Origin of the sequence: Streptomyces sp. NPDC007971 (assembly GCF_042958635.1) — a bacterium.
Classification (GTDB): domain Bacteria; phylum Actinomycetota; class Actinomycetes; order Streptomycetales; family Streptomycetaceae; genus Streptomyces.
In genome coordinates this window covers 1-23,660 of record NZ_JBIBJK010000017.1, presented here as the reverse complement: position 1 = coordinate 23,660, position 23,660 = coordinate 1, and the positions used below count along the sequence as shown (strand labels likewise).

Below are 23,660 nucleotides of genomic sequence, written 5' to 3'. Positions count from 1 at the left end.
CCGGTGGCCTCACACCCCCGCCGTCTCCTTCACCTCCGCGGGCGCGGCCGGCTCGCCCTCGCTCAGGCCGAAGCGCTGGTGGAAGCGGCGCAGCGGGGCCGGGGCCCACCAGGTGGCACGGCCCGTGAGCCGCATGATCGCCGGAACCAGGAGGCTGCGCACGACCATCGCGTCCATCAGCACCGCGAGGGCGATACCGAGGCCCAGCATCTTGGTGTTGGTCACCCGCGAGGTACCGATGGCGACCATCACCACCGCGAGGATCACCGCGGCCGCGGTGATCAGCCCGCCGGTGCGCTGCAGGCCGTGGCGGACCGCCTCGTTGTGGTCGCCGGTGCGGTCGTACTCCTCCTTGATGCGGGAGAGCAGGAACACGCCGTAGTCCATGGAGAGGCCGAAGGCCACGCAGAACATCAGTACGGGCAGCGTGGTCTCGATCGAGCCGGGGCTGGTGAAGCCGAGCGCGCCCGAGAGGTGGCCGTCCTGGAAGACCCAGACCACGGCGCCGAACATCGCCGTCAGGCTGAGCGCGTTGAGCACCACGGCCTGCAGGGGTATCAGCACGCTGCCGGTGAGCAGGAAGACCAGCAGCAGGGTGACGATCACGATGAACGCCCCCGCCCAGGGCAGGCGTTCGCCGATCGCGTGCTTGGAGTCGACCAGGACGGCGGCCGTGCCGGTCACCTTGGTGGCGAAGGGGGCCTTCAGGGAGCGCAGGTCACCGACCAGGCTCTGGGCGGCGGTGTCCACGGACTCGCCCTTCGGCTGCACGGTGAAGTACGCCGAGTCCCCCTTGACCAGCGGACCGTCCACCCGGTCCACCTCGGACAGGGCGGCCACCCGCTGCTTGTAGGCGGCGTACTGGGCGTCGGTGGCCCTGCCCTCGGCGAGGATCTCCAGGCCGCCGCCGGGGCTGCCCGGGAAGCCGTCGCGCAGGTGCTGCTGCACCACGTGCGACTCGGCGCCCGAGGGCAGCTGACGGTCGTCGGCGGTGCCGAACTTCACGCCCAGGAAGGGAAGTCCGAGGAGCACCAGCAGGGCGGTGGTGCCCAGCGCGAAGAGCGGGGCGCGCCGCATCACCAGCGAGGCGGTGCGCGCCCATGCCGTGCCCTCGGCGCCGTCGGCCTTCGGGGCGCGGCGCACGAGGCGGCGCAGGTCGAGGGAGTTGACCCGGTGGCCCAGGAGGATCAGGGCGGCCGGGAGCAGGATCAGGGCGGCCGCCGCGGCGAGCAGGACCACGGCGATGCCGGCGTAGGCGAAGGACCGCAGGAAGTACTGCGGGAAGACCATCATGGCGGCCAGGGAGACCGCGACGGTGAGGGCGGAGAACAGGACGGTGCGGCCGGCCGTGCGCAGCGTCGTGGCGACGGCGGTCAGCGGGTCGGCTCCGGCGGACAGTTCCTCGCGGTAGCGGCGCACGATGAACAGGGCGTAGTCGATGGCGAGGCCGAGACCGAGGGCCGTGGTGAGGTTCAGCGCGAAGACCGAGACGTCGGTGAAGGACGTCAGGCCGCGCAGCACGGCGTTGGTGCCCAGGATGGCGACGATGCCGATGCCCAGCGGCAGCAGGGCCGCGACCGCGCTGCCGAAGACCATCACCAGCAGCACCAGCGTGATCGGCAGGGCGATCATCTCGGCGCGGGTCAGATCCTCCTTGATGATCGTCTGCATCTCGTGCCGCACCGCGACGATGCCACCGATCCTGACCTGGACCGGGCCGTGCGTGCCCCGGTAGCGGGGGGCTATGCGGTCCAGGGTCCTGCCCATCGCGTTCTCGTCGCCGGTGATGCGGGCGGCGATGAGTGCTTCGTGACCGTCCTTGGCGCGCAGGGCGGGCGCCGCCGAGGGTGCGGTCTGCCAGTAGGAGCCGACACCGGTCACCCCCTGCTCCGCGGCCAGCTGCCGGGTCAGCTCGCGGGCCCGGGCGGCGACCGCCGGGGTGTCGACCGAGGCGCGGCCGGAGTCCACCAGGAGCAGCAGATTGGGCTGGGAGTCGGGGAACTGCCGCTCCAGCGCCTTGGTCGCGTACGTCGACTCGGCGGCCGGGTCCTCCCAGCCGCCGCTGCCCAGACGGTCCGCGACCCCGCTGCCGGCCACCACGGCGAGCGCGGTGAGCACCAGGGCCACCAGCAGCGACAGGCGCGGGCGGGCGGTGACGAATCGCGTCCAGCCGCCGGGCCGGGGCGGTCCGTCCCCCGGGTGCGGCGCCTTGTTGACTTGGGTCATCGTGGGGTGTCCCCTTCACCTTGACCCATGTCCGGTCGGCCAGGCAGCACGGGTCGGTCATTGCCATAAACTGGCAAACACGAGAGATCGCTCGCGTTTCTCTAGAATGCGAGCGACCGCTCGCGTTTGTCAATCGCCTTCGGAGAGCTGGGGATAACGCATGTCCGACACCTCGGAGAAGGGGCGACCAGCGAAGGACCGGCCCGCGAAGGACCGGCCTCAGAAGGAGCAGCCGCGCCGCCGCCAGGCGCGCGGCGAACGCCGCATCGCGCAGCTCCTCGCGGCCGCCGCCCAGGTCTTCTGCACCACCGGCTACACCGCCGCCAGCACCAACGCCATCGCCCGCGAGGCGGGCGTCTCGCCGGGCACCCTCTACCAGTTCTTCCCGAACAAGGAAGCGATCGCGATCGAGCTGGGCGACCGGCTCGTGCACGAGATGCGGGACACCTACGGCGAGGCACTCGCCCCCGTCGCCCCGGACACCCCGCTGGAGGAGGCGGTCGGCGCGGCCGTCGACCGGTTCATGGCCTTCAACACCGAGCACCCGGTGTTCTTCGCCCTGATGCACGGCCCCGACATGCCCGGCGGCATCACCGAGGCGCACGACCAGCTGCACGCCACCCTGACCGGCCGCGTCGAGGACCTGCTCGCCTCCCTGATGCCCGACGTCTCCCCGGCCGACGTCACCCGCACGGCCCATGTCAGCCTCGGCATCTACAAGGCCGGCCTGGAACTGGTCCTCGCCCACGAGGGCGCCGAGCGCGCGGCCTACATCCAGGAGATCAAGAACGTACTGATCCGCTACCTCGAACCCATGGTGGGCGGCCGACTCAGCCCCGCGTGACCCCACGGAGCCCCCCGGACTGCGGCACGGTGCGCATCTGCCTACAGTGCGGATAGATCGCCCAGCTGGAGCCCGAGGGGACCCGCCGTGACCCACTCTCCGCCGCCCGGCATGCCCCGGGCCCGCATTCCCGGCCCGCAGCAGCCTCCCCCTCCGTACCCGCGCATCGGCGCGGGCCTGTGGAAGCGCTGCCTGGGCGGCGGACTCGCCGTGTGGGCGCTGGCCGCCCTGGCGACGTACACGACGCGACACACCACACTGCTGCCCACGCTCATCCTGCTGGGCGGCTTCCTGGTCCCCGTCGCCTTCGTGCTGTGGGCCTACGAGCGGCACGGCCGCGACCTGGGCGTCAGCGCGGTCCTCGGCTGCTTCCTGACCGGCGGCGCGCTCGGCGTGGTCGGCGCCGCGCTGGCGGACCCCTCCCTGCTGCGCCCCTCCTTCGCAACGTCCACGGCCGTCGGCCTGATCGAGGAGGCGGCCAAGCTGGGCGGGCTCGTGTTCGCGCTGCGCCGGCAGCCGGCCATCCGCGGCACCCGGGCCGGGCTGGTGCTCGGCGCGGCCGTCGGCTTCGGCTTCGCGGCCCTGGAGAGCTGCGGGCGCGCCTTCCACGCGGTCGCCTCGGACGGCGGCACCGGCCTGCGGACACTCCTGGAGACGGAGTTGCTGCACGAGCCGCTCACCTCCTTCGGGCACGGCCTGTGGACGGCGATCGCGGGTGGCGTGCTGCTCGCCCGGCGCCGTCCGAACGGGCACTTCCGTCTCGCCACGCCGGTCGTCGCCGCCTGCCTCGGCGTCTGTCTGCTGCACGCTCTGTGGGACGCCACGCACGGCATCGCCATCTGGCTGGCGGCCCGTCTGTCCGGCGCCGGCCTGGGCCGGGAGCTGTTCGCGCAGGGGTACCCCCCGCCGTCCGGCGCCGCTCAGGAGCATCTGTTCACGCTGTTCTCGGTGGGCGGCCTGGCACTCGTGGCCCTGCTCGGCCTCGCCTGGATGCGGTCGCTGGCACACCGGGGCTCCTCTTGGAGAAATACCCCCTAGGGGTATAGTGTGGAGAACATGGGGCCGATCGTGGGCCCCATCGGCCCCGCACGCCACGACGAGGAGCAAGGACATGACCGCTCAGATCGACACTTCGGACTCCGTCACCACCGTGTACAAGGTGACCGGCATGAGCTGTGGCCACTGCGAGGGGTCCGTCTCCGGCGAGATCTCCCAGATCCCCGGCGTCGGCTCGGTCCAGGCCGTCGCGTCGACCGGCGAGGTGACCGTCGTCTCCGCGGCGCCGCTCGACGAGGAAGCCGTGCGCGCCGCCGTGGACGAGGCCGGCTTCGAGCTCGCCGGCCGGGCCTGACGAGCATCCCGCCGGCCCTAAGAACACCCCGCCGGGAACAGACGCCCGAGCAGACGCCCGAGCGGCAGGCCCGAGCGGACCGGTCCGAAAGCACAGGGCCGAGCAAGGACGGTCCGAACGCAGCGGCTCGGGCCCACCGACCCGAACGCAGCGGCCCGCACACACAGCCCTGCATGCTGAGGCCTGTATACGGAGGCCTGAATGCGGCGGCCTGAGGACCATGGTCCGAGAAGCAGGCCGGGAGCAGGACCCGAGTGACCGGACCCGCCCCTGCGCGCGGGCCCCGAAACCTTTCCCCGACCGGGCCGTGCCGACCAGCTGATACTGGATCCGTGCGGCCCGGTCCGATGTCTGGAGTCCGGACATGACCAGCACCACCGCAGAGACCGCGACAGCGAGCGCGATAGGCAGCACGCCGGAGGTCGAGCTGCTCATCGGCGGCATGACCTGCGCCTCCTGCGCCGCGCGGGTGGAGAAGAAGCTCAACCGCATGGACGGGGTGAGCGCCACCGTGAACTTCGCGACGCAGAAGGCGAAGGTCAGCTACGCGGAGAGCGTCCAGGTCGCGGATCTGATCGCGACCGTGGTGAAGACCGGGTACACCGCCGAGGAGCCCCCGCCGCCCGAGCCCGAACCGGACATCGCGGCCGGGGAGAGCCCCGAGCAGGACCCCGAGCTCGCCGCCCTCCGGCACCGTCTGCTCGTCTCCGCGCTGCTCGCCGTCCCGGTCGTGCTGCTCGCCATGGTGCCCGCGGCGCAGTTCGACAACTGGCAGTGGCTCTCGCTCACCCTGGCCGCGCCCGTCGTCGCCTGGGGCGGATGGCCGTTCCACCGGGCCGCCTGGACCAACGCCCGGCACGGCGCGGCGACCATGGACACCCTGGTCTCGGTCGGCACGCTGGCCGCGTTCGGCTGGTCGCTGTGGGCGCTGTTCTTCGGTGACGCGGGCATGCCCGGCATGCACGACGAGTTCCGGTTCACCGTCTCGCGGATGGACGGCGCCTCGGTGATCTACCTGGAGGTGGCCGCCGGAGTCGTCGCCCTGATCCTGCTGGGCCGCTATCTGGAGGCCCGCTCCAAGCGGCGCGCGGGTGCGGCCCTGAGGGCGCTGATGGAGCTGGGCGCCAAGGACGTCGCCGTGCTGCGCGCCGGGCGCGAGGAGCGGGTGCCGGTGTCCGCCCTTGCCGTGGGCGACCGGTTCGTCGTACGGCCCGGCGAGAAGATCGCCACCGACGGCACCGTCGTCGAGGGCGTCTCCGCGGTGGACGCGTCCATGCTGACCGGCGAGTCGGTGCCGGTGGACGTCGGCCCCGGCGACCGGGTCACCGGTGCCACGGTCAACGCGGGCGGCCGGCTGGTGGTGGAGGCGAGCCGGATCGGCGCCGACACGCAGCTGGCCCGGATGGCGAAGCTGGTCGAGGACGCGCAGAACGGAAAGGCCGAGGTGCAGCGCCTCGCGGACCGGATCTCCGCCGTCTTCGTCCCCGTGGTCATCCTCGTCGCCGTCGCCACCTTCGGCGCCTGGCTGGCCCTCACCGGGGACACCGCCGCCGCGTTCACGGCCGCCGTCGCCGTCCTGATCATCGCCTGCCCGTGCGCGCTGGGCCTGGCCACGCCGACCGCGCTGATGGTCGGCACCGGCCGGGGCGCCCAGCTCGGCATCCTGATCAAGGGCCCCGAGGTGCTGGAGTCCACGCGGCGGGTCGACACCGTCGTACTCGACAAGACCGGCACGGTCACCAGCGGCCGGATGACCCTCCAGGAGGTGTACGCCGCCGACGGCGAGGACGAGCAGGAGGTGCTGCGGCTCGCGGGCGCCCTGGAGCACGCCTCCGAGCACCCCGTCGCCCGGGCGATCGCCGCGGGCGCCGAGAAGCGCATCGGGGACCTGCCGGGGGCCGAGCACTTCGAGAACGTCCCCGGGCGGGGCGTGCGCGGGCGCGTGAACGGCCGCGAGGTGGCCGTGGGGCGGTTGTTCGACACGCTGCCGGAGGAGTTGGCCCGGGCCCGGCGCCAGGCCGAGCAGGAGGGCCGTACGGCCGTCACGGTCGGCTGGGACGGGCGGCCCCGCGGGGTCCTCGCCGTCGCCGACGCGGTCAAGGAGACCAGCGCCGAGGCGGTGCGCGAGCTGCGCGCCCTCGGGCTCACCCCGGTGCTGCTCACCGGGGACAACCGGACCGTCGCCGAGGCGGTCGCGCGGGCCGTCGGCATCGACGAGGTGATCGCCGAGGTGCTGCCCGAGGACAAGGTGGACGTCGTACGGCGGCTGCAGGGCGAGGGGCGGACCGTGGCCATGGTCGGCGACGGCGTCAACGACGCGGCCGCGCTGGCCACCGCCGATCTGGGGCTCGCCATGGGGACCGGTACGGACGCGGCGATCCAGGCCGGCGATCTGACCCTGGTGCGCGGCGACCTCAGGGTGGCCGCGGACGCCATCCGGCTCTCCCGGCGCACCCTCGCCACCATCAAGGGCAACCTGGTGTGGGCCTTCGGCTACAACGTGGCCGCGCTGCCGCTGGCCGCCGCGGGTCTGCTGAACCCGATGATCGCGGGCGCCGCCATGGCGTTTTCCTCGGTGTTCGTGGTGACCAACAGCCTGCGGCTGCGCAGCTTCCGCTGAAGTCCCCCGGAGTTACCGGGGGTCAACCGCAGCCGAAGTAAGAGTCCCTCTAGAGTCGGACGCGAGCCTCACATAAGCTCTTCACAAGGCTCGCGCATCATCCTTACGCTTGGGCCTCGATCGCGGGATCGGGGCTCTTGCGTACCTAAAGGACATATGCAAGAGACGCAGATCACAGTGATGCGAACGTAACCATCGAAGGGGTTCGAAGGTCTAAGTTGGCGATGTCGGGCCAGCGTCTTGGGGGGCGCTGTCCGGCATCTGGGGATGTCTTGGGGGACTTCCTCAGAGATGCGTTGCCGGGACACGTACACCGGGGAGCTTTGAGCGGCCCTCCCAGCGTGCTTGTCCCGGCAGATCGCACCGCATCACTGGAGCGCGACGGGTTTTGCTCGTTGTGCTCAGACAGCGGTTTCAGGCGCTGTCCTCTCCAAGCGCCCGGCCGGATCCCGTGGGGGGAATCCGTACCGGGACATGGGAAGGCGCCCTGGTCGTCGGCCCGTGGGGGGACCGGCGCTCCAGGGCGCCTTCTGCTTTGCCTTCTCGCCGCGGGCCGGCTCTCACCGACGGTCGGCGGGGCGCCGGGGATCGGCGCCCCTCACCGGCAGGTGTCAGCGCTCCTCGACCGGCACGAAGTCGCGCTCGACCACACCGGTGTAGATCTGGCGCGGGCGGCCGATACGGGAACCCGGCTCCTTGATCATCTCGGTCCACTGGGCGATCCAGCCCGGCAGCCGGCCGAGGGCGAACAGGACCGTGAACATCTCGGTCGGGAAGCCCATGGCGCGGTAGATCAGGCCGGTGTAGAAGTCCACGTTCGGGTAGAGCTTGCGCTCGACGAAGTAGTCGTCGGAGAGCGCGTGCTCCTCCAGCTTCAGGGCGATGTCGAGGAGCTCGTCGTCCTTGCCCAGCGCGGAGAGCACGTCGTGCGCGGCGGCCTTGATGATCTTGGCGCGCGGGTCGAAGTTCTTGTAGACCCGGTGGCCGAAGCCCATCAGGCGGACGCCGTCCTCCTTGTTCTTCACCTTGCGGATGAAGGTGTCGACGTCGGAGCCGGAGTCGCGGATACCCTCCAGCATCTCCAGCACGGACTGGTTGGCGCCACCGTGCAGCGGGCCCCACAGTGCGCTGATGCCGGCCGAGATCGACGCGAACATGTTGGCCTGCGAGGAGCCGACCAGGCGCACCGTGGAGGTCGAGCAGTTCTGCTCGTGGTCGGCGTGCAGGATCAGCAGCTTGTCGAGCGCGGACACCACGACCGGGTCCAGCTCGTACTCGTCCGCCGGGACCGAGAAGGTCATGCGCAGGAAGTTCTCGACGTAGCCGAGGTCGTTGCGCGGGTAGACGAACGGGTGGCCGATCGACTTCTTGTACGCGTACGCCGCGATCGTCGGAAGCTTGGCGAGCAGGCGGATGGTGGAGAGGTTGCGCTGCTTCTCGTCGAACGGGTTGTGGCTGTCCTGGTAGAAGGTGGACAGCGCCGAGACGACCGAGGACAGCATGGCCATCGGGTGAGCGTCGCGCGGGAAGCCCTTGTAGAAGTTCTTGACGTCCTCGTGCAGCAGGGTGTGCCGCGTGATGTCGTTCTTGAACGTGCTCAGCTCGTCGACGGTCGGGAGCTCACCGTTGATGAGCAGGTAGGCCACCTCGAGGAAGGTGGAGCGCTCGGCGAGCTGCTCGATCGGGTAGCCGCGGTAGCGAAGGATGCCGCCCTCGCCGTCCAGGTAGGTGACAGCGGATTTATAGGCGGCGGTGTTGCCGTAACCGCTGTCCAGAGTCACCAGACCGGTCTGGGCGCGGAGCTTCCCGATGTCGAAGCCCTTGTCGCCGACGGTGCTGTCGACCACCGGGTAGGTGTACTCACCGTCGCCGAACCGCAGTACTACAGAGTTGTCGCTCACGTCTTCCCTCACCGACGTAGTGCCTCATCTTCGAGGTGCCCTGACTGTCTCTACCATCCCCCATTTGGCTCAGGAGAGTGCACTCGGGGTCGGCCATTGGGCCTAGTGGCGGCACTCAGTGCCGCCAACCTGCTCATCCTGCCCCCTTTGACCGGCATCTGGAAGTGCTCTGTGACCTTCACGACTCATTTGATCGATCATTTTTTGTGATGCAGATCGCTGCCTCCGCCCAGCGGCAGGTCAGGAGCCGTGCAGCCGGAAGTCCAGTGCTGTGCAACGCCGTCCGGCGGACACCGTGCGCACCGCCTGTCCGATCGCCTTGCGTGAACCGACGAGTACGACCAGCCGCTTGGCCCGTGTCACCGCCGTGTACAGCAGGTTCCGCTGGAGCATCATCCATGCTCCGGTGGTGACGGGGATCACCACCGCGGGATATTCACTTCCCTGCGAACGGTGGATGGTGACCGCGTACGCGTGTGCCAGTTCGTCCAGTTCGTCGAATTCATACGGGACCTCCTCGTCCTCGTCCGTCAGCACCGTCAGACGCTGGTCGACCGGATCGAGCGAGGTGACGACGCCCACGGTGCCGTTGAAGACACCGTTCTCCCCCTTCTCGTAATTGTTGCGGATCTGGGTGACCTTGTCGCCGACACGGAAGACGCGGCCGCCGAACCTCTTCTCGGCGAGGTCGGGCCGGCCGGGCGTGATGGCCTGCTGGAGCAGGCCGTTGAGCGCGCCGGCGCCGGCCGGACCGCGGTGCATGGGCGCGAGCACCTGCACGTCCCGGCGCGGGTCCAGGCCGAACTTCGCCGGGATGCGCCGGGCGGCCACGTCCACGGTGAGCCGGCCGGCCTCCTCGGTGTCGTCCTCGACGAAGAGGAAGAAGTCCTTCATGCCGTCGGTGAGCGGATGCTGTCCCGCGTTGATCCGGTGCGCGTTGGTCACCACACCGGACTGCTGGGCCTGCCGGAAGACCCGGGTCAGCCGCACCGCAGGGATCGGTCCGCCGTCGGCCAGCAGGTCGCGCAGCACCTCCCCCGCACCGACGCTGGGCAGCTGGTCCACGTCGCCCACGAAGAGCAGATGGGCGCCCGGCGGCACCGCCTTGACCAGCTTGTTGGCGAGCAGCAGGTCCAGCATGGACGCCTCGTCCACGACCACCAGGTCGGCATCCAGCGGGCGGTCCCGGTCGTAGGCCGCGTCCCCGCCGGGCTTCAGCTCCAGCAGCCGGTGGACCGTGGAGGCCTCGGCGCCGGTCAGCTCGGCGAGCCGCTTGGCGGCGCGGCCGGTGGGAGCGGCGAGCAGCACCTTGGCGCGTCTGGCGCGGGCCAGTTCCACGATCGAGCGGACCGTGAAGGACTTGCCGCAGCCGGGGCCGCCGGTGAGCACGGCGACCTTCTCGGTCAGGGCGAGCTTCACGGCGGCCTCCTGCTCGGGGGCGAGGTCGGCGCCGGTCCGGGACTTCAGCCAGCCGAGGGCCTTGTCCCAGGGCACGTCCCGGAAGGCGGGCATCCGGTCCTCGTCCGTGCGCAGCAGGCGCAACAGCTGGGCGGACAGGGACAGTTCGGCCCGGTGGAAGGGCACCAGATAGACCGCGGTCACGGGCTCCGCGTCGCCGTCGGGTCCGGGCACCTTCTCCCGTACGACCCCCGGGTCGTCACCGTCCTCGGCCGGCCCGGCCAGCTCGGCGAGGCACTCGATGACCAGACCGGTGTCGACCTGGAGCAGTTTGACGGCGTCGGCGATCAGCCGCTCTTCGGGCAGGAAGCAGTGCCCCTGGTCGGCGGACTGGGACAGCGCGTACTGCAGGCCCGCCTTCACGCGCTCGGGGCTGTCGTGCGGAATGCCGACGGACTGGGCGATCCGGTCGGCGGTCAGGAAGCCGATGCCCCAGACGTCGGCGGCCAGCCGGTACGGCCGCTCCTTGACGACGGAGATGGACTCGTCGCCGTACTTCTTGTAGATCCGCACCGCGATGGACGTCGACACCTCGACGGTCTGGAGGAAGAGCATGACCTCCTTGATCGCCTTCTGCTCCTCCCAGGCGTCGGCGATCTTCCTGGTGCGCTTGGGGCCGAGGCCCGGCACCTCGATGAGCCGCTTGGGCTCCTCCTCGATGACCGTCAGGGTGTCCACGCCGAAGTGCTGGGTGATGCGGTCGGCGAAGACCGGGCCGATGCCCTTGACCAGCCCGGAGCCGAGGTAACGGCGGATGCCCTGGACGGTGGCCGGCAGGACGGTCGTGTAGTTCTCCACGTGGAACTGCTTGCCGTACTGCGGGTGGGAACCCCACCGGCCCTCCATCCGCAGCGACTCCCCCACCTGGGCGCCGAGCAGCGCGCCGACCACCGTGAGGAGGTCGCCCGCTCCTCTCCCGGTGTCGACGCGCGCGACCGTGTAGCCGTTGTCCTCGTTCGCGTACGTGATTCTCTCCAGCACGCCCTCAAGGACGGCCAGCCGCCGCTCGCCCGTGGAGTTCCCCGCCTCATTGGCCATGATCCGACGGTACCGGTGGGGTCCGACAGCGGCGCCGCGTTCCGGCTCCGAGGGACCGCGGCGACCGCGCCGCCGCACCGGACTCCTCCGGCCCACGGGGCGGAAGTTGACCGATTGTGCACCCCTCGCGGACGCGACGCACGTCACCTCCGCGCGCCGGGCCGGCACGAGGGCGCCCGGAGGCCTGACACCCGGCTGACGGAGGCATGACGTCCCCCTGTCAGGGCGCTGACCCGAGTCGTGGACAACCCGGGAAGGTTCCCCTCACAAGGGACACACACCCCCACACCGTCTTCACCGTGCACCAGTCCAAACGCGTCCGGGCCGCCTCGACGCGACCTCCCAAGACGCATCGAACCGGGATGAACACAACAGGCCAATGTCTGGATTGGCCTTGCTGCCGGCCTCCCCGGGTCCCAGACTCGCTGCTGTACGACGAATGACCGTTCGGGCTCTTTCTCCCGCTTCGAACGGAATCTCCTCACATGCCCTTCTTCCGGCATGTCCCGCGCCGCCGTCCCAGCGGCGCGTTCCGCTCTCCACCTTCCTCCGAAGGGAGTTCGTCATGTCCCGTACCCCGAACCAGCAGGTCGCCCCGGAGCTCCAGGTCCTCGCCCTGGACGCGGACCTGGACCTCACGGACCTGACCGTGACCTCGCTGCGCGACACCGCCGCGCTGCCCGAGAACGGCGCCTCGTGGGGCTCCTGCTCGTGCCAGGGCTCGTCCTCGTGCGCACAGCCGCAGGTGGACACGCCCGTGGTCCTGTGACCCCGCGCCGTCCCGGACACCGTCCTTCACATCCGAGAGGCAGGCTCCCCATGCCCGACCACCGCGAGGACCTCCTCGCCCTTGAGGACCTCGACCTCGGCGAACTGACCGTCACCGCCCTGCGGGACACCGTCGCACTGCCCGAGACGGGCGCCTCCGGCGGAGCGAGCTCGTGCTCGTGCGGCTCCTCCTCGTGCGCCCAGCCCGGACTGCCCCACCTGCCCTACTAGTGCGTCCTCGGCCTCGTGTACGTCGAGGCCGGTGGGCCGCGGCTCCCGTGCGGCCGGCCGGTTCGTCCGGTCCTGTCCGGCCGGCCGGCCGCACGACCCCGCGCCCACCCCTCCGGTCCCGCGCGTTCCGCCGGTTTCCACCCGGTCCGCCGAAGCGGCCCAGCGGCCCGCACCTTCCCGCCCGCTCCGCCGGTCCACCCGCTCCACCGGTCCCGCCCGTTCCGCCGGTCTCTCCCTCACCCCGTTCCGCCGATCCCGCCCCCTCCGAGCCGTACGCCGGGAGCCTCGTCATGCCGTACTCCGCCCCGCCGGCAGCCCCGGTGCCCGCGCCGCCGCCCGACCAGGCCTGCCAGGCCGACCCGGCAGGCCCCTGCGACCCGGCGGACCCGTACGGCCGGACCGCGCCGTACGCCCTCGTCCGTACGACCGTGCTCCCGTACCCCGCCGAGACCGCCCCCGCCGCCGCAGTACGGGCCCTGCTCGCCCGGCTCACCGCCCTGGCCGCACAGGACGCCGCCCTGCGGGCCGCCCTGCCCGACGACCTCTTCGCCGCGCGCGCCGGCCACGACGAGGAGTTCCACCGCCAGGTGGTCCTCCCGCTCCGGCGCGCCCTGTACAACGGCCGCGAGCCACGCCCCGCCCTTCTCGGCCGGCTCGGCGCCCTTCCCGACCGGGTGCCGCGGCTCGCCGACTGGCTCGCCCTGCGCGAGCTGCGCGCCCGGCTGCTCGACGAGCTCGGCGACGCCCTCCCACCCGCCCTGACCGCCGAGCGCGCCGCGCTCGCGGGCCTGTGCCGCTCCCCCGCCTTCGCCCGGGCCATCGCCCTGACCAGCGACGATCTGCTGCGGGCGGTCGGCAGGGCCGGCCGGGGCGAGACCGGGCGGCGGGCGCGCAAGGAGGAGGCCTCGGTCCTGCGGCACGCCCTGCGGGCCAGCACGAAGACCAGTCCGCTGTCGTGGTTCACCGCCGTCGGGTGGGCGGCCGGGCCGGACGCCGGCACGGCTGCCACGGAAACCTCCGCGCCGCGGCCCGAGCCCGCATCCGCCGCCCCACTGGCCTCCGTCAGCGGATCCACCACCCCTCTCACCTCCGTCAGCCGGTCCACCACCCCTCTCACCTCCGTCAGCCGGTCCACCACCCCTCTCACCTCCGTCAGCGGGCCCACCACCCCACTCGCCCTCGTCGGCGGGTCCACCGCCCCACTGGCCTCTGTCGTCAAGGAGAACCGCACTCTCGTCGCCGCGCTCACCGCGGCCCTGCTCGACGAGCCGCGCCGCCGCCGTGCCCTCCCCCACCGCATGACGAGCACCGCGCGGGTGGCCGACGGGCGGGCCCGTTTCGCCCGCGCGCAGGCGCTGTTCGCGGGCGGCCGGTACCTGGTGACCCACGAGGACGAGGTCGAGGTGGCCGCCCGCCCGGCACTGGACACACTGGCCGCCGCCCTCGACGGCGGCCCGCTCGCCCTCGGCACGCTGACCCCCCGGCTCGCCGCCGCCCTGGACCGCACGCCGGACGACCCCGCCGTCGCGGGCTTCGTGGAACAGCTCGCCGACTCCGGGCTGCTCGTGCCCGCGGAGCCCGTCGACCCGCAGCATCCCGCCCCGCTCCTCGCGCTCGCCGACTGGCTGCGCCAGTGGCCCGCGGACGCCGCCTTGGCGGACCGGATCACCCGGCTCGCCCACGACACACGGCGGTTCGCGGACACGCCCGCCGCCGAACGCCCCGCCCTGCTCGCCGCCCTGGCCGGCCGCTGGCACGAACTGCTCGCCGGCACCGGCCGGGCCGTCCCGCCGGACGCGGCCCCGCTGACGGTCCTCACCGAGGACGTCGTCGCCCCCGTTCCCCTGCCCCCGCGCCGCCCGCCGGCCCCACGGGGCACGGACGGGCGTACCACGGGAGCGCCGTACGGGGACCGGCCCGCCGGGTACGACCCGTGCACCCCCGCAGACCGCACAGCGCTCACCGAACTCACCTCCCTGGCCGAGCTGTTCGACCTCGGACACGTGATGAGCCGGGTCGCCCGGGACCGCTTCGTGGCCCGCTACGGGGAGGGCGGCACCTGTCGCGAGCCCTGGGACTTCGGCGCCGACACCGCCGCTGCCTGGGAGGAGTCCGGCCGTCTCGTGGGCCTGCCGTCCGACGACCCCGGACTGCCGGCCGATCTGGCCGGACTCGCCCTGCTGCGCGAGGAGTTCGCCGCACTGGCACGGCAGGCGGCAGGACCGGCCGGGGACACGGCTCCCGAGATCGTCCTGCCGGCCGGCCCCGTCCGCGCCCTCGCCGGCCGACTGCCCGACTGGACGGCCGCCCGGCCGCTCGGCTACTCCCACTTCGTCCAACGCGCCCACGACGCCGACCTGTTGTGCGTCAACCATGTCTACGGTGGCTGGGGCCGGTTCACCAGCCGCTTCCTGGACTCCCTGCCGGCGAGCGCCCGGGCCGCGGTCGTCGAGCACGTCCGGCGCGGCCTCGGTGCGGGCGCGCGGGCGGCCCAGGTCCGGCCGGTCGGCGGGTTCAACGCCAACCTCCACCCGCTGCTGCTCGCCGAGGAGATCGGGCCCGACCGCGGCCGGACCGCCCTCGCCGAGTCCGACCTCGATCTCGTCCACGACCCGGCCACCGACCGGCTGCGGCTGCGCGTACGGGCGACTGGTGACCCTCTGGACGTGCTCTACCTGGGCTTCCTCGCCCCCATCATGCTTCCGGGGCGGCTCGGGCCGTTCCTCTCCGACCATCCCGAGGGGGTCGTGGACTTCCGCCCGCTGCTGCCCCGGGACGCCGTGGCGGCGCCGGGCGGTCAGGTGGTCCGCACACCGCGGCTGCGCCACCGCCACCTGGTGCTGGCCCGGCGCCGCTGGCACCTCGGCCCGGGCGCGCTCGACGCGCTGCGCGCCGGCCTCGCCGCAGAGGAGCGGGAGGTGCCGGCCGCCGCGGTGGCCCGCTGGCGGGCCCTGCTCGACCTGCCGGAGCAGCTCTTCCTGCACCCGGCTGCGCGGCCCCCGGCCGGGCGCGCGGTCGACGACTTCGTCGCGCGGCTGCAGGCGCCCAAGCCGCAGGCGCTCGACCTGGGCAACGCGCTGCACCTGCGCTGCCTGACCAGTTGGCTGGCGCGCCATCCCCAGGGCGTCGTCCTGGAGGAGGCCCTGCCCGCCTTCGGCGGCCGGGACCGGCCCGTCCACGCCGTCGAGTCCGTCGTCGAGACCTACCGCCCTGCGCGCCGCCACGCACCCGAACGGGCCGCGCCCCGGCCCTCCGTCCCGCCCGTACCCCGCCGAGGAGGCACCCGATGAACGCCCCGGCCGGCCCCGCCCCCGCCCCGCCGGACCCGACCGCGCCCGGTTCCGCCGCCGCCCTCGACGTCGTCCTGTACGACTACCGCGAGGACAAGGCCGCGCTGCTGCGCGAGGCGGTACTGCCGCTGGCCCGCCGGGCCGCGGCCGAGGGCCTGACCGCGCACGTCGAGCGCCACTGGCTGTACGGCCCGCACGTACGGCTCCGGCTGCGCGGCGCGCCCCACCGGGCGGCCACGGCGGCCGAGCGCTCCGCGGCCGAGCTGCGGACCTGGGCCGCCGGTCACCCCCCGGCCGCCCGCGTCACCGAGGAGGAACTCCTCGCCCGGGCCGCGGTGGCCGGCCGCGCCGAGCTGATCGCCCCGCCGTACGGCCCGCTCGTACCGGACGGCACGGTCCGCGTCGAGCCGGTGGACCAGTCGTCCCTGCACGCCCTGATCGGACCCGACGGGGTCCGGCTCCGCGACGACCTGCTGGCGCTGGGCCTGCCGGCGCTCGACGCCGGGTGCGCGTTCCTGGGCGGGCACGGCGACGCGGCCGCCGCCCGCGTGCAGCTCGTGGTCGCGGCGCTGGCCGCGCACGCCGCGGCGCATCCGGAGGGGCTGATCGGCGGCCACTACTCGTTCGTCTCGCACCTGGAGGACTTCCTGGTCTACGAGGATCCGGACGGGCGGCTGCGGGCGGCCTTCGAGCGCCGGTGGGAGGCCACCGGGCCGGCTGTCACCGCCCTGGTCGGGCGGATCACGGGCGGCGGGGCGGCCGGCTGGGAACGCGCCTGGGCCGACTGGTCCGCCGAGGCGTGGCGCACGACCGCGCAGCGGTTCGCGGCGGGCGCGGACTTCACGGGCGACCCCCTCCAGTACCGGGACCGGGCGGCGGTGCTCGGCGACCCGACGGTGGCCGACCGCTGGAACCAGGACGTACGCACCCGCTACAGCGAGTTCCACCGCCGGCTGCGCCGCTCGGACCCGCAGGGGACGATGTGGAGCCGGCCGGACTACCTGATCTACCGGGCGTGTACGAACGCGCTCTACCGGCTGTTCGCGATCTGCGACGTACGGCCGGTGGAGCGGTACCTCGCCGCGCACCTGGTCGTGCGCACGGTGCCGGAACTCACCGGGCACACCTGGCAGGGCCGCATCGACGAGGTGATCGCAGCGGTGGAGGGCTCGTCATGAACACCGCCCCCGCCGCCGCGGCGGGCCCGGCCCCGGAGCCGACCCCCGCTCAGGGCGGAGAGCCGACCCCGCCGACGCGCAGAGCCATCCTTGCGCGGACGCCCGAAGCCCCTGCCGCGCCGACGCCCGGAGCCTCCGGTTCACCGACGCCCGGAGCCCCCGACGCGCCGGCGCCCGAGGCCGCCGCTTCGACCGCGCCACGGCCGGAGGTGCGGCCGCGGCTCCGGCTGCGGCCCGGCGTGGCCGTCACCCCGTTGCTCACGGGTCTGCACCTGCGTGGCCGCGGCACCGTCGTCACGCTGGAGGGCAGCCGCGCGCTGCCGGCCCTGTGGCAGCTGCTCTCGGACCGGCTCGCTCCGGACCCCGCGGTGCGGGGCGACGGCGGTACGGAGACCGGCACAGGGGCACAGGCGGTCGGCGACGCGGAGGCCAGTGCCGGGGCTCGGGCGGACGGCGACACGGAAGCCGGTACCGAGGCACAGACCGACGGCGATACCCAGGCCGGTAACGGCGCCTGGGCGGACGCCGGTGCCCGGGCCGGCGCCCTGGTTCAGGCCGGCGCCCGGGCAGACGCCGCCGCGAGCGATCGGGCCGGCCCTCGGGTGGAAGCCGCGCTCGCCACGCTCAAGGCCCGGCTGCGCGAGCACGACCTGCTGGTCGAGCACCCGGACGGCGCCGAACTCGCGCCCTGGCCGGGATCGTCGGCCGCCCACCCGGCCGAGGCGGTCGAAGCGATCCACACCGCGCGACCGGTGGTCGCCGCACCGGATCCCGAGGGCCCTCTCGCCGTGAGCCTCGTAGGGGCGCTGTGCCGCGCGGGGGCGAGCCCGCGGGTCACCGCCGACGGCCGGCTGCCCGCCGGCCGGGCCGTGGTCACGGCCTACGCGCCGTCCGGGGCCGTGGCGCTGGCCGTGTCCTGCGAAGCCGACGGCGGCTTCGTCACCGAGCCCGGGCCCCCGCACCGCGCCCGCTCCGACGCCGCTTCCCTCGCCACCCGCCTCGGCACCGGCACCGGCACATCGCTGTGGGCACCGCCGCCGGCATCGGTGTCGGCACCCGGCGGTCCCGACACGCCGTCCCGTGCGCATGTCGCGCTGCTCGCCGGTGCCGCGGCCGGGCGGCTGCTCTCAGCCGTCGCCGGACTGCCCGACCCCGCCGCGCACGAGGACGCCTCCGGCACGGCCACGGCCGGACACCCGGCCGTGCTGATCGCCCGGGCCGAGCCGCCGGAGGCGACGTACCACCCTTGGGCGGCAGCCCCTCGGGCCGCCCGCCGCGAGCCGGAGGCCCCGCCCGCGCCGGACCTCGCCGAGGCCCTGCGCCGGATCACCGCCCTGGGCGACCCGCGTCTCGGCGTGCTCGACGCACCGCTGCCCGGGGACCTGCCGCAGCTCCCCGCGTCGCTCGCATCCTGCCGGACTCCAGCGGGCCTGCTGGTCGCCGGCGCGGTACGGGCGGACCTGGCCCGGCTGGAAGCGGCCTGCCGGGCCGCCGAACTCGCCCTCGCCGACGGCCCGTCGGCCCCGGTCGTCGGAACCAGCCCCGGCCACGCCCACGGCCGGGCACTGCGCCGCGCCGTCCTCGACCGCATCGGGCCGCAAGCCGCCTCCGCCGAGCCGACGGCGGAGCCGGTCGCCGCCGGCGCCCGCGCCGACGGCACCGGGGCCGACGTCCGGCGCACGCACCCTCAGGCCCGCCACTGGTGGACCGTGCTGACCGAACGCATGGGCCGGTCCGCCGATCTGTCGGTCCGGCAGCTCTGCTCCGGGCAGGCCCATACGGCCGTCATCCGGGTCCGACCGGCCTCGACCGGTACCGCAGCCGCCCCCGGCACGGTGAGCCGCGCCGTCGAGGCCACCGCGGCCGACGCCGTGGCCCTCGCCGCCCTCGACGCGGTCACGCGCGCCATGGCGGCGCAGCACGCACCGGGCCTGGCGCGGCACACCGCGCTCAGCGGCGCCGCGGCTCCGCTCGCCGTGGCCGGCGCCGAGCCGGCCGACTGGGCGGACGAGGGCTGGACCGACGTCTGGCTGGCCGGGATCGCCGCCCGGGAACCGGCCCTGCGCGCCGCCCTGCACCGCCTGACCGGCCTGCGCCCCACACCCTGGCGGGGCACCGGCCACCACCCCCTCGCCGATGCCCTGAGCGCATCCGGATTCACGGTCCTGACCGGGCCGGGAGGCCCCCGATGAACACCGCCGCCCAGAACGCCGTGCCCCTCTCCGTCCCCGAGCCCCTCCGCCTCCCCGCCCCGGAGCCCCTCCCCGTCCCCGCCCCGGAGCCCCTCCCCGTCCCCGCCCCAGAGCCCCTCCCCGTCCCCGTCCTCGATCCGGTGGCGGCGCTCGCGACCGTCGAGGGCACCGCCGTCGTGCGGCTGACCAGCTGGGATCTCGCACTGGCCGAGCGGCTCAGCCGGCACGCCCTGACCCATCCGGTGCGGTTCGTGCCGGTGCGCGAGGACGGGGCGCTGACCGTGATCGGGCCGGTACTCCACCCCGGGGCGCGGGCCTGCGTCGGCTGCACGGAGTACCAGCGGCTGGCCACCGCGGGCGGCCGGGTGCCGTGGCAGAGCCCGCGGCTGGCGCTCGGCGGCACCGGGACCCCGCCGCTGGCCGAGGCGGCACTCCGGCTCGCGGCAGACCTGCTGACGACCACCCGGCGCGCAACCGACCCTCGTGCAGTCGCCCCGCACGCCACCAGCCCCGATGCCACCGGCCTCGCCGGACCCGACACCCCCAACGCCCCCAACGCCCCTGCCGCTCCCGGCCCGGACGCGGTCGGCGAGCGGGCCGTCGTCCACATCCTCCAGGGCGACCGGTACACCTGGTCCACCCACCGCGTCCGGCCGGTCGGCGGCTGCCCGGTCTGCCGGCCGCTGCCGGACGACTCGCCCGCCGGCGCCCGGTTGCCGGCCGGGCCCCGGCCGGTGCCGGACCCGTCGGTGCTGCGCGGCCCCAACGCCCGTACCACGCCCGCCGGTCTGCGGGCCGAGCTGCACGACGAGCGGTTCGGGCCGGTGCACCGGCTCTTCAGGACCGAGGACTCCGCGTTCGCGCTGACCACCGCCTGGGTGACGGACGGCCGCTCTCTCGACGACGGCGGCTACGGCCGGTCGGGCGACTTCCGCTCCAGCGAACGCGTCGCCCTCTTCGAGAGCGTGGAGCGGCTCGCCGGGATGCGGCCCACCGGCCGCCGCACCGTGCTCCGCGCCTCGTACGCCGACCTCGTCGCCGCAGGTGAACACGCCGTGCTCGACCCCGTCCGGCTCGGTCTGCCGGATCCCGAGTTCGACGGCCACCCCGCCCGCCGGACCGTCCCGTACTCCCCGGACCTCGCGCTCGACTGGGTGTACGGCTGGTCGCTCACCGGGCGCCGCGCGGTGGCGGTACCCGAGCACGTGGCGTACTGGGACGTACCGGGGCCGGACCGGCCGCGGGTGGTGTACGAGTCCTCCAACGGCTGCGGACTGGGCAACAGCCCCCAGGAGGCCGCGCTGTACGGGCTGTTCGAGGTCGCCGAGCGCGACGCCTTCCTGATGGCCTGGTACGCGCGCACCCCGCTGCCCCGGGTCGCCGCCCCCGTCGACGACCCGGAGGTCACCGCCCTGGCCGACCGCGCCGCGCTGCTGCGTTACCGCCTGACCCTGCTGGACGCCACCAACGACCTGGGCGTCCCGGCGGTGATCTCGCTCTGCCGCTACGAGGGCGCGCATCCCGGCGCGCCCCGCGCGTTCCTGGCCGCCGGTGCCCATCACGACCCCCGGGTGGCGATCCGCTCGGCGGTGGCCGAGGTGGTCACCAACGTCCAGGAGGCCGCCCGCCGTTCGGCCCCGGGCGGTCCCCGGGACCCGGAGCGGCTGCGCCCGATGCTGGACCGCCCCGAGCTGGTGCTGGACCTCGACGACCACGTCGGCGTCAACACCCTGCCCCAGGCGCAGCCCCGGCTGGACTTCCTGTTCGCCGACACCGCCGACGCCGCCGACACCGCCGAGGCGCCGTGGTACGAGCGGTGGCCGGGGGTGCCCGAGCCGGTGGCCGACCTGACGCTGCTGCTGGAGCGGACCGTGGAGCGGCTGGCCGCCGAGGGCCTGGAGGTCGTCGTGGTCACGCAGGACGAGCCGGGCGTACGGGAGCGGCTGGGGCTGCACTGCGCCAAGGTGATCGTCCCCGGCACGCTTCCGATGACCTTCGGGCACGTCAACCGCCGCACCGCGGGACTGGACCGGCTGCTGGAGGTGCCCCACCGGCTGGGCCGTACCGCCCGGCCGCCGCGCCGCGACGAACTGCCCCTCGACCCCCACCCCTTCCCGTGAGGACGCGATGACGACCGCCCGCCCCCGCCCCTGCCCGACCGCCCCCGGGACCGCGCCCGGGCAGCCCGGACACCCCTGGAACGGCCCGTCCGAGGAACCCGGACGCCCCTCGAACAGCATGTCCGAGGGCCCCGGGCACCCCTGGCACAGCGCGTCCGAGGAACCCGGGCACCCCTGGCACAGCCTGCACCTCGCCCTGCACACCGGTGGTGCGCAGACGGACGCGTTCGTCACCGACGGCCTCGCCCCGCTGATGGACGATCTGACCGCCGACCCGCGCGCCGACTGGTTCTTCATCCGCTACGGCGAGGGCGGCCCCCACCTGCGGATCCGCTTCCGGGGCCCGCTGCGCGCCGGTGCGGCGGAGCGTTTTCCCGCCGCCCTCGCGGAGCTGGCGGCCGCCCGGCCCGCGGAGTTCACCGGCCCCTGGCCGTCCCGGCACGGCGAGGTGCGCGAGGTGCCGTACGTGCCCGAGACCGAGCGGTACGGCGGCCCCGCCGCGCTGCCCCTCGCCGAGGAGGTGTTCGTCCACTCCACCCGAGCGGCCGTCGCCGCCCTGCGCGCGACCCCGGACCGCGCCGCCCGGCTCCCGCTCGCCCTCGACCTCGCCCACGCCACCGCCCACGCGCTCGGCCTCGACGAACTCCAGGCCGCGGGCTGGCTGCGCCGGCACGCCGCCTCCTGGCGCTGGATCACCGAGGTGGAGCCGTTGCCGGGGGCCGCCGTCCACTCCCGTGTGAACTCGGTGTTCGCCCTCCAGCGGCCGGGCCTGGTCCGGCGCGCCCGGGCCCTGCGCACCGCCCTCGACACGGGCACCGCCGCGCCCTGGCTGGCCCGGTGGGCGTGCCGGGTCGGCGCCGCGGACGCCCGGTTGCGCGACGCCGTGCCCGCGGAGCAGGCCGCCCGCCGCGTGCCCTGGGTGTGGGCCTCTCAGCTGCACATGCTGTTCAACCGGCTCGGTGTGACCCCCGACGAGGAGCGGGCCGTGTGCCGCCTCGCGGCCCGCACGCTGCTGGAGGCCGAGGACGATCCGGGGTTCTTCCCCGCCGGGCACCGCGCGGCCGACTACCAGTACCTGGAGCGCAGCAAGTTCCGGATCGGGCGGCCCGAGGACACCGCGCTGCGCGACCTGCCTCCGCAGCCGGCCGCTTCGGCGGCCCAGCGGGCGGCCGAACTCCCTTTGCCCGCCGCTCCCTTGCCGGACCTGTCCCTCGCCGAAGCCCTGCGCCGGCGCAGCTCCGTGCGCGGGCCGCTGCACGGGCCACTGGACGCGGGGACCCTGGGCGGGCTGCTGTGGTCCGCGTACGCCGAGAGCCACGCGACGCAGCAGCCGCTCGCCGACGGCACCGTACGCACCTTCCGGCACCGCCCGTATCCGAGCGCCGGGGCCCTCTACAGCGTGCGCGTGCGCCTGGTGGCACTGGACGTCGCGGGGCTGGCCGCGGGCACGTACCACTGCGTCCAGGAGCGCCGCGCCCTGCTCCCGATCGGCCCCGCACCGGCCGTCACCGAACTCAAGGCGCTCTCCTCGTACCTCTCCCGGCCGGCGGACGACCCGGACGCGGTGGGCATCGACGAGGCCCCGGCGGTGCTCGCGGTCCACCTCGACCTCGGCCTGCTGCGCCGCCGCTACGGCCTGCGGGCGCTCAGGCTGGGCCTGCTGGAGGCCGGCCACCTCGCGCAGACGCTACTGCTCACCTCGGCGGCGTTCGGCCTGGCCACCCTCCCGCTCGGCGGCCTCCACGACGACCTGGCCCACGAACTCCTCGGCCTCGACGACCTCGACGAGCCGATCCAGTACCTCCTGCCCCTGGGCCGCACCGTCACGGTCTAGGGGCGGGACCCGGGTCCGGCTTCAGAGCTTCGAGGAAGGTGGCGAAAGCGGGGGCGGGGAAGGTGAGGGTGGCCCGGGCGGGGGCCTTGGAGTCGCGGACGGCGATGCGGGTGGGGGTGGTGGCTATCTCCACGCAGTTGTTGCCGTCGTCCGGGCCTGAGTAGGACGACTTCCGCCAGTTGTCGGGCGTGTCCATGGATGCCTCACAGCTCTTGCGCCAACTTGTGGATGAAGTCGCGCGACCGTCCGGGATCGAGCGACACGTCCTCCACCTTACGGAAGCGCGTTCGAAAGGCGCTGAGCTGTGCTTCGGAGTCGATGAATGCCGAGCCATGAGGTACGTCACGCACCACCGTGTCCAGCTTGGGAACGGGTCCGCCCACATACGACATGGTGCCAGCGGCTCTGGCAAAGCCGTCCAGGTCGAAGGGGATGACGCGCACGGTGATGTTGTCCGATTCGGAGCGCTCCAGCAGCTTGCCGAGTTGGGCTCGGGAGGCGGCGCGGTCGCTGACCCTGATACGCAGAGCTGCCTCATGGATCACCAGCTCGTACGAGATGGCCAACTGCTGGCGCCTCACGCGGTGCCGGACACGCAGCTCAAGCTCC

At 74.0% G+C, this 23,660-nt stretch carries 16 protein-coding genes; 11 read left to right on the top strand and 5 right to left on the bottom strand.

Annotated elements, in window-relative coordinates; translation table 11 throughout:
• Positions 1–9 precede the first annotated feature (9 nt).
• On the bottom strand, positions 10–2,226 hold the full coding sequence (locus ACFZCP_RS31310; protein WP_391433499.1) for an MMPL family transporter: 2,217 nt from the start codon (positions 2,224–2,226) through the stop codon (positions 10–12).
• A 160-nt stretch (positions 2,227–2,386) separates the two neighbouring features.
• Here ACFZCP_RS31310 and ACFZCP_RS31305 point away from each other — a divergent pair, with 160 nt between their 5' ends.
• The 4 genes from ACFZCP_RS31305 to ACFZCP_RS31290 all read left to right on the top strand — a co-directional run bounded on the left by ACFZCP_RS31305 (position 2,387) and on the right by ACFZCP_RS31290 (position 7,041).
• Positions 2,387–3,070 (top strand): TetR family transcriptional regulator, encoded by a 684-nt coding sequence (locus ACFZCP_RS31305; protein ID WP_391433496.1) that lies wholly within the window; start codon positions 2,387–2,389, stop codon positions 3,068–3,070.
• Between the two features lie 87 nt (positions 3,071–3,157).
• Positions 3,158–4,108, top strand: coding sequence for a PrsW family glutamic-type intramembrane protease (locus tag ACFZCP_RS31300; RefSeq protein WP_391433492.1), 951 nt, complete (start codon positions 3,158–3,160; stop codon positions 4,106–4,108).
• 73 nt (positions 4,109–4,181) lie between these two features.
• Complete coding sequence (locus ACFZCP_RS31295; RefSeq protein WP_362691422.1) at positions 4,182–4,421, top strand: heavy-metal-associated domain-containing protein; 240 nt, start codon at positions 4,182–4,184, stop codon at positions 4,419–4,421.
• 364 nt (positions 4,422–4,785) lie between these two features.
• The gene (locus tag ACFZCP_RS31290; RefSeq protein WP_391433487.1) at positions 4,786–7,041 is read left to right on the top strand and encodes a heavy metal translocating P-type ATPase; all 2,256 of its coding nucleotides are present in this window, start codon (positions 4,786–4,788) and stop codon (positions 7,039–7,041) included.
• Positions 7,042–7,652: 611 nt separating this feature from the next.
• Here the strand turns inward: ACFZCP_RS31290 and ACFZCP_RS31285 are convergent.
• Both ACFZCP_RS31285 and ACFZCP_RS31280 read right to left on the bottom strand, forming a co-directional pair.
• A complete protein-coding gene (locus tag ACFZCP_RS31285; protein ID WP_391433484.1) occupies positions 7,653–8,942 on the bottom strand; it encodes a citrate synthase in 1,290 nt (429 codons plus the stop codon).
• 240 nt (positions 8,943–9,182) lie between these two features.
• Complete coding sequence (locus ACFZCP_RS31280) at positions 9,183–11,438, bottom strand: ATP-dependent RecD-like DNA helicase (protein ID WP_391433480.1); 2,256 nt, start codon at positions 11,436–11,438, stop codon at positions 9,183–9,185.
• A 565-nt stretch (positions 11,439–12,003) separates the two neighbouring features.
• Between ACFZCP_RS31280 and ACFZCP_RS31275 the strand changes: the two genes are divergently transcribed.
• The 7 genes from ACFZCP_RS31275 (at position 12,004) to ACFZCP_RS31245 (ending at position 23,051) form a co-directional block, all read left to right on the top strand.
• On the top strand, positions 12,004–12,207 hold the full coding sequence (locus ACFZCP_RS31275) for a thiazolylpeptide-type bacteriocin (RefSeq protein WP_362691410.1): 204 nt from the start codon (positions 12,004–12,006) through the stop codon (positions 12,205–12,207).
• 50 nt (positions 12,208–12,257) lie between these two features.
• Entirely contained in the window at positions 12,258–12,437 is a 180-nt protein-coding gene (locus ACFZCP_RS31270) for a thiazolylpeptide-type bacteriocin (protein ID WP_362691407.1), read from the top strand.
• 290 nt (positions 12,438–12,727) lie between these two features.
• Entirely contained in the window at positions 12,728–15,727 is a 3,000-nt protein-coding gene (locus ACFZCP_RS31265; protein WP_391433474.1) for a lantibiotic dehydratase, read from the top strand.
• Positions 15,724–16,905 carry a hypothetical protein gene (locus tag ACFZCP_RS31260; protein ID WP_391433471.1) on the top strand — a complete coding sequence of 394 codons (1,182 nt, stop codon included), beginning with the start codon at positions 15,724–15,726 and terminating at the stop codon, positions 16,903–16,905. The genes ACFZCP_RS31265 and ACFZCP_RS31260 overlap by 4 nt, the downstream gene beginning before the upstream one ends.
• Entirely contained in the window at positions 16,902–19,097 is a 2,196-nt protein-coding gene (locus ACFZCP_RS31255) for a hypothetical protein (RefSeq protein ID WP_391433468.1), read from the top strand. The genes ACFZCP_RS31260 and ACFZCP_RS31255 overlap by 4 nt, the downstream gene beginning before the upstream one ends.
• Positions 19,094–21,217, top strand: a complete 2,124-nt coding sequence (locus ACFZCP_RS31250; RefSeq protein ID WP_391433465.1) for a TOMM precursor leader peptide-binding protein — start codon at positions 19,094–19,096, stop codon at positions 21,215–21,217. The genes ACFZCP_RS31255 and ACFZCP_RS31250 overlap by 4 nt, the downstream gene beginning before the upstream one ends.
• Positions 21,218–21,224: 7 nt before the next feature.
• The gene (locus ACFZCP_RS31245; RefSeq protein WP_391433462.1) at positions 21,225–23,051 is read left to right on the top strand and encodes a thiopeptide-type bacteriocin biosynthesis protein; all 1,827 of its coding nucleotides are present in this window, start codon (positions 21,225–21,227) and stop codon (positions 23,049–23,051) included.
• Here the strand turns inward: ACFZCP_RS31245 and ACFZCP_RS31240 are convergent.
• Positions 23,041–23,247, bottom strand: coding sequence for a DUF397 domain-containing protein (locus tag ACFZCP_RS31240; protein WP_391433459.1), 207 nt, complete (start codon positions 23,245–23,247; stop codon positions 23,041–23,043). The genes ACFZCP_RS31245 and ACFZCP_RS31240 overlap by 11 nt on opposite strands.
• A gap of 7 nt (positions 23,248–23,254) precedes the next feature.
• Positions 23,255–23,660, bottom strand: a 406-nt coding sequence (locus ACFZCP_RS31235) for a Scr1 family TA system antitoxin-like transcriptional regulator (RefSeq protein WP_391433456.1), incomplete at its 5' end; no start/stop codon positions are given.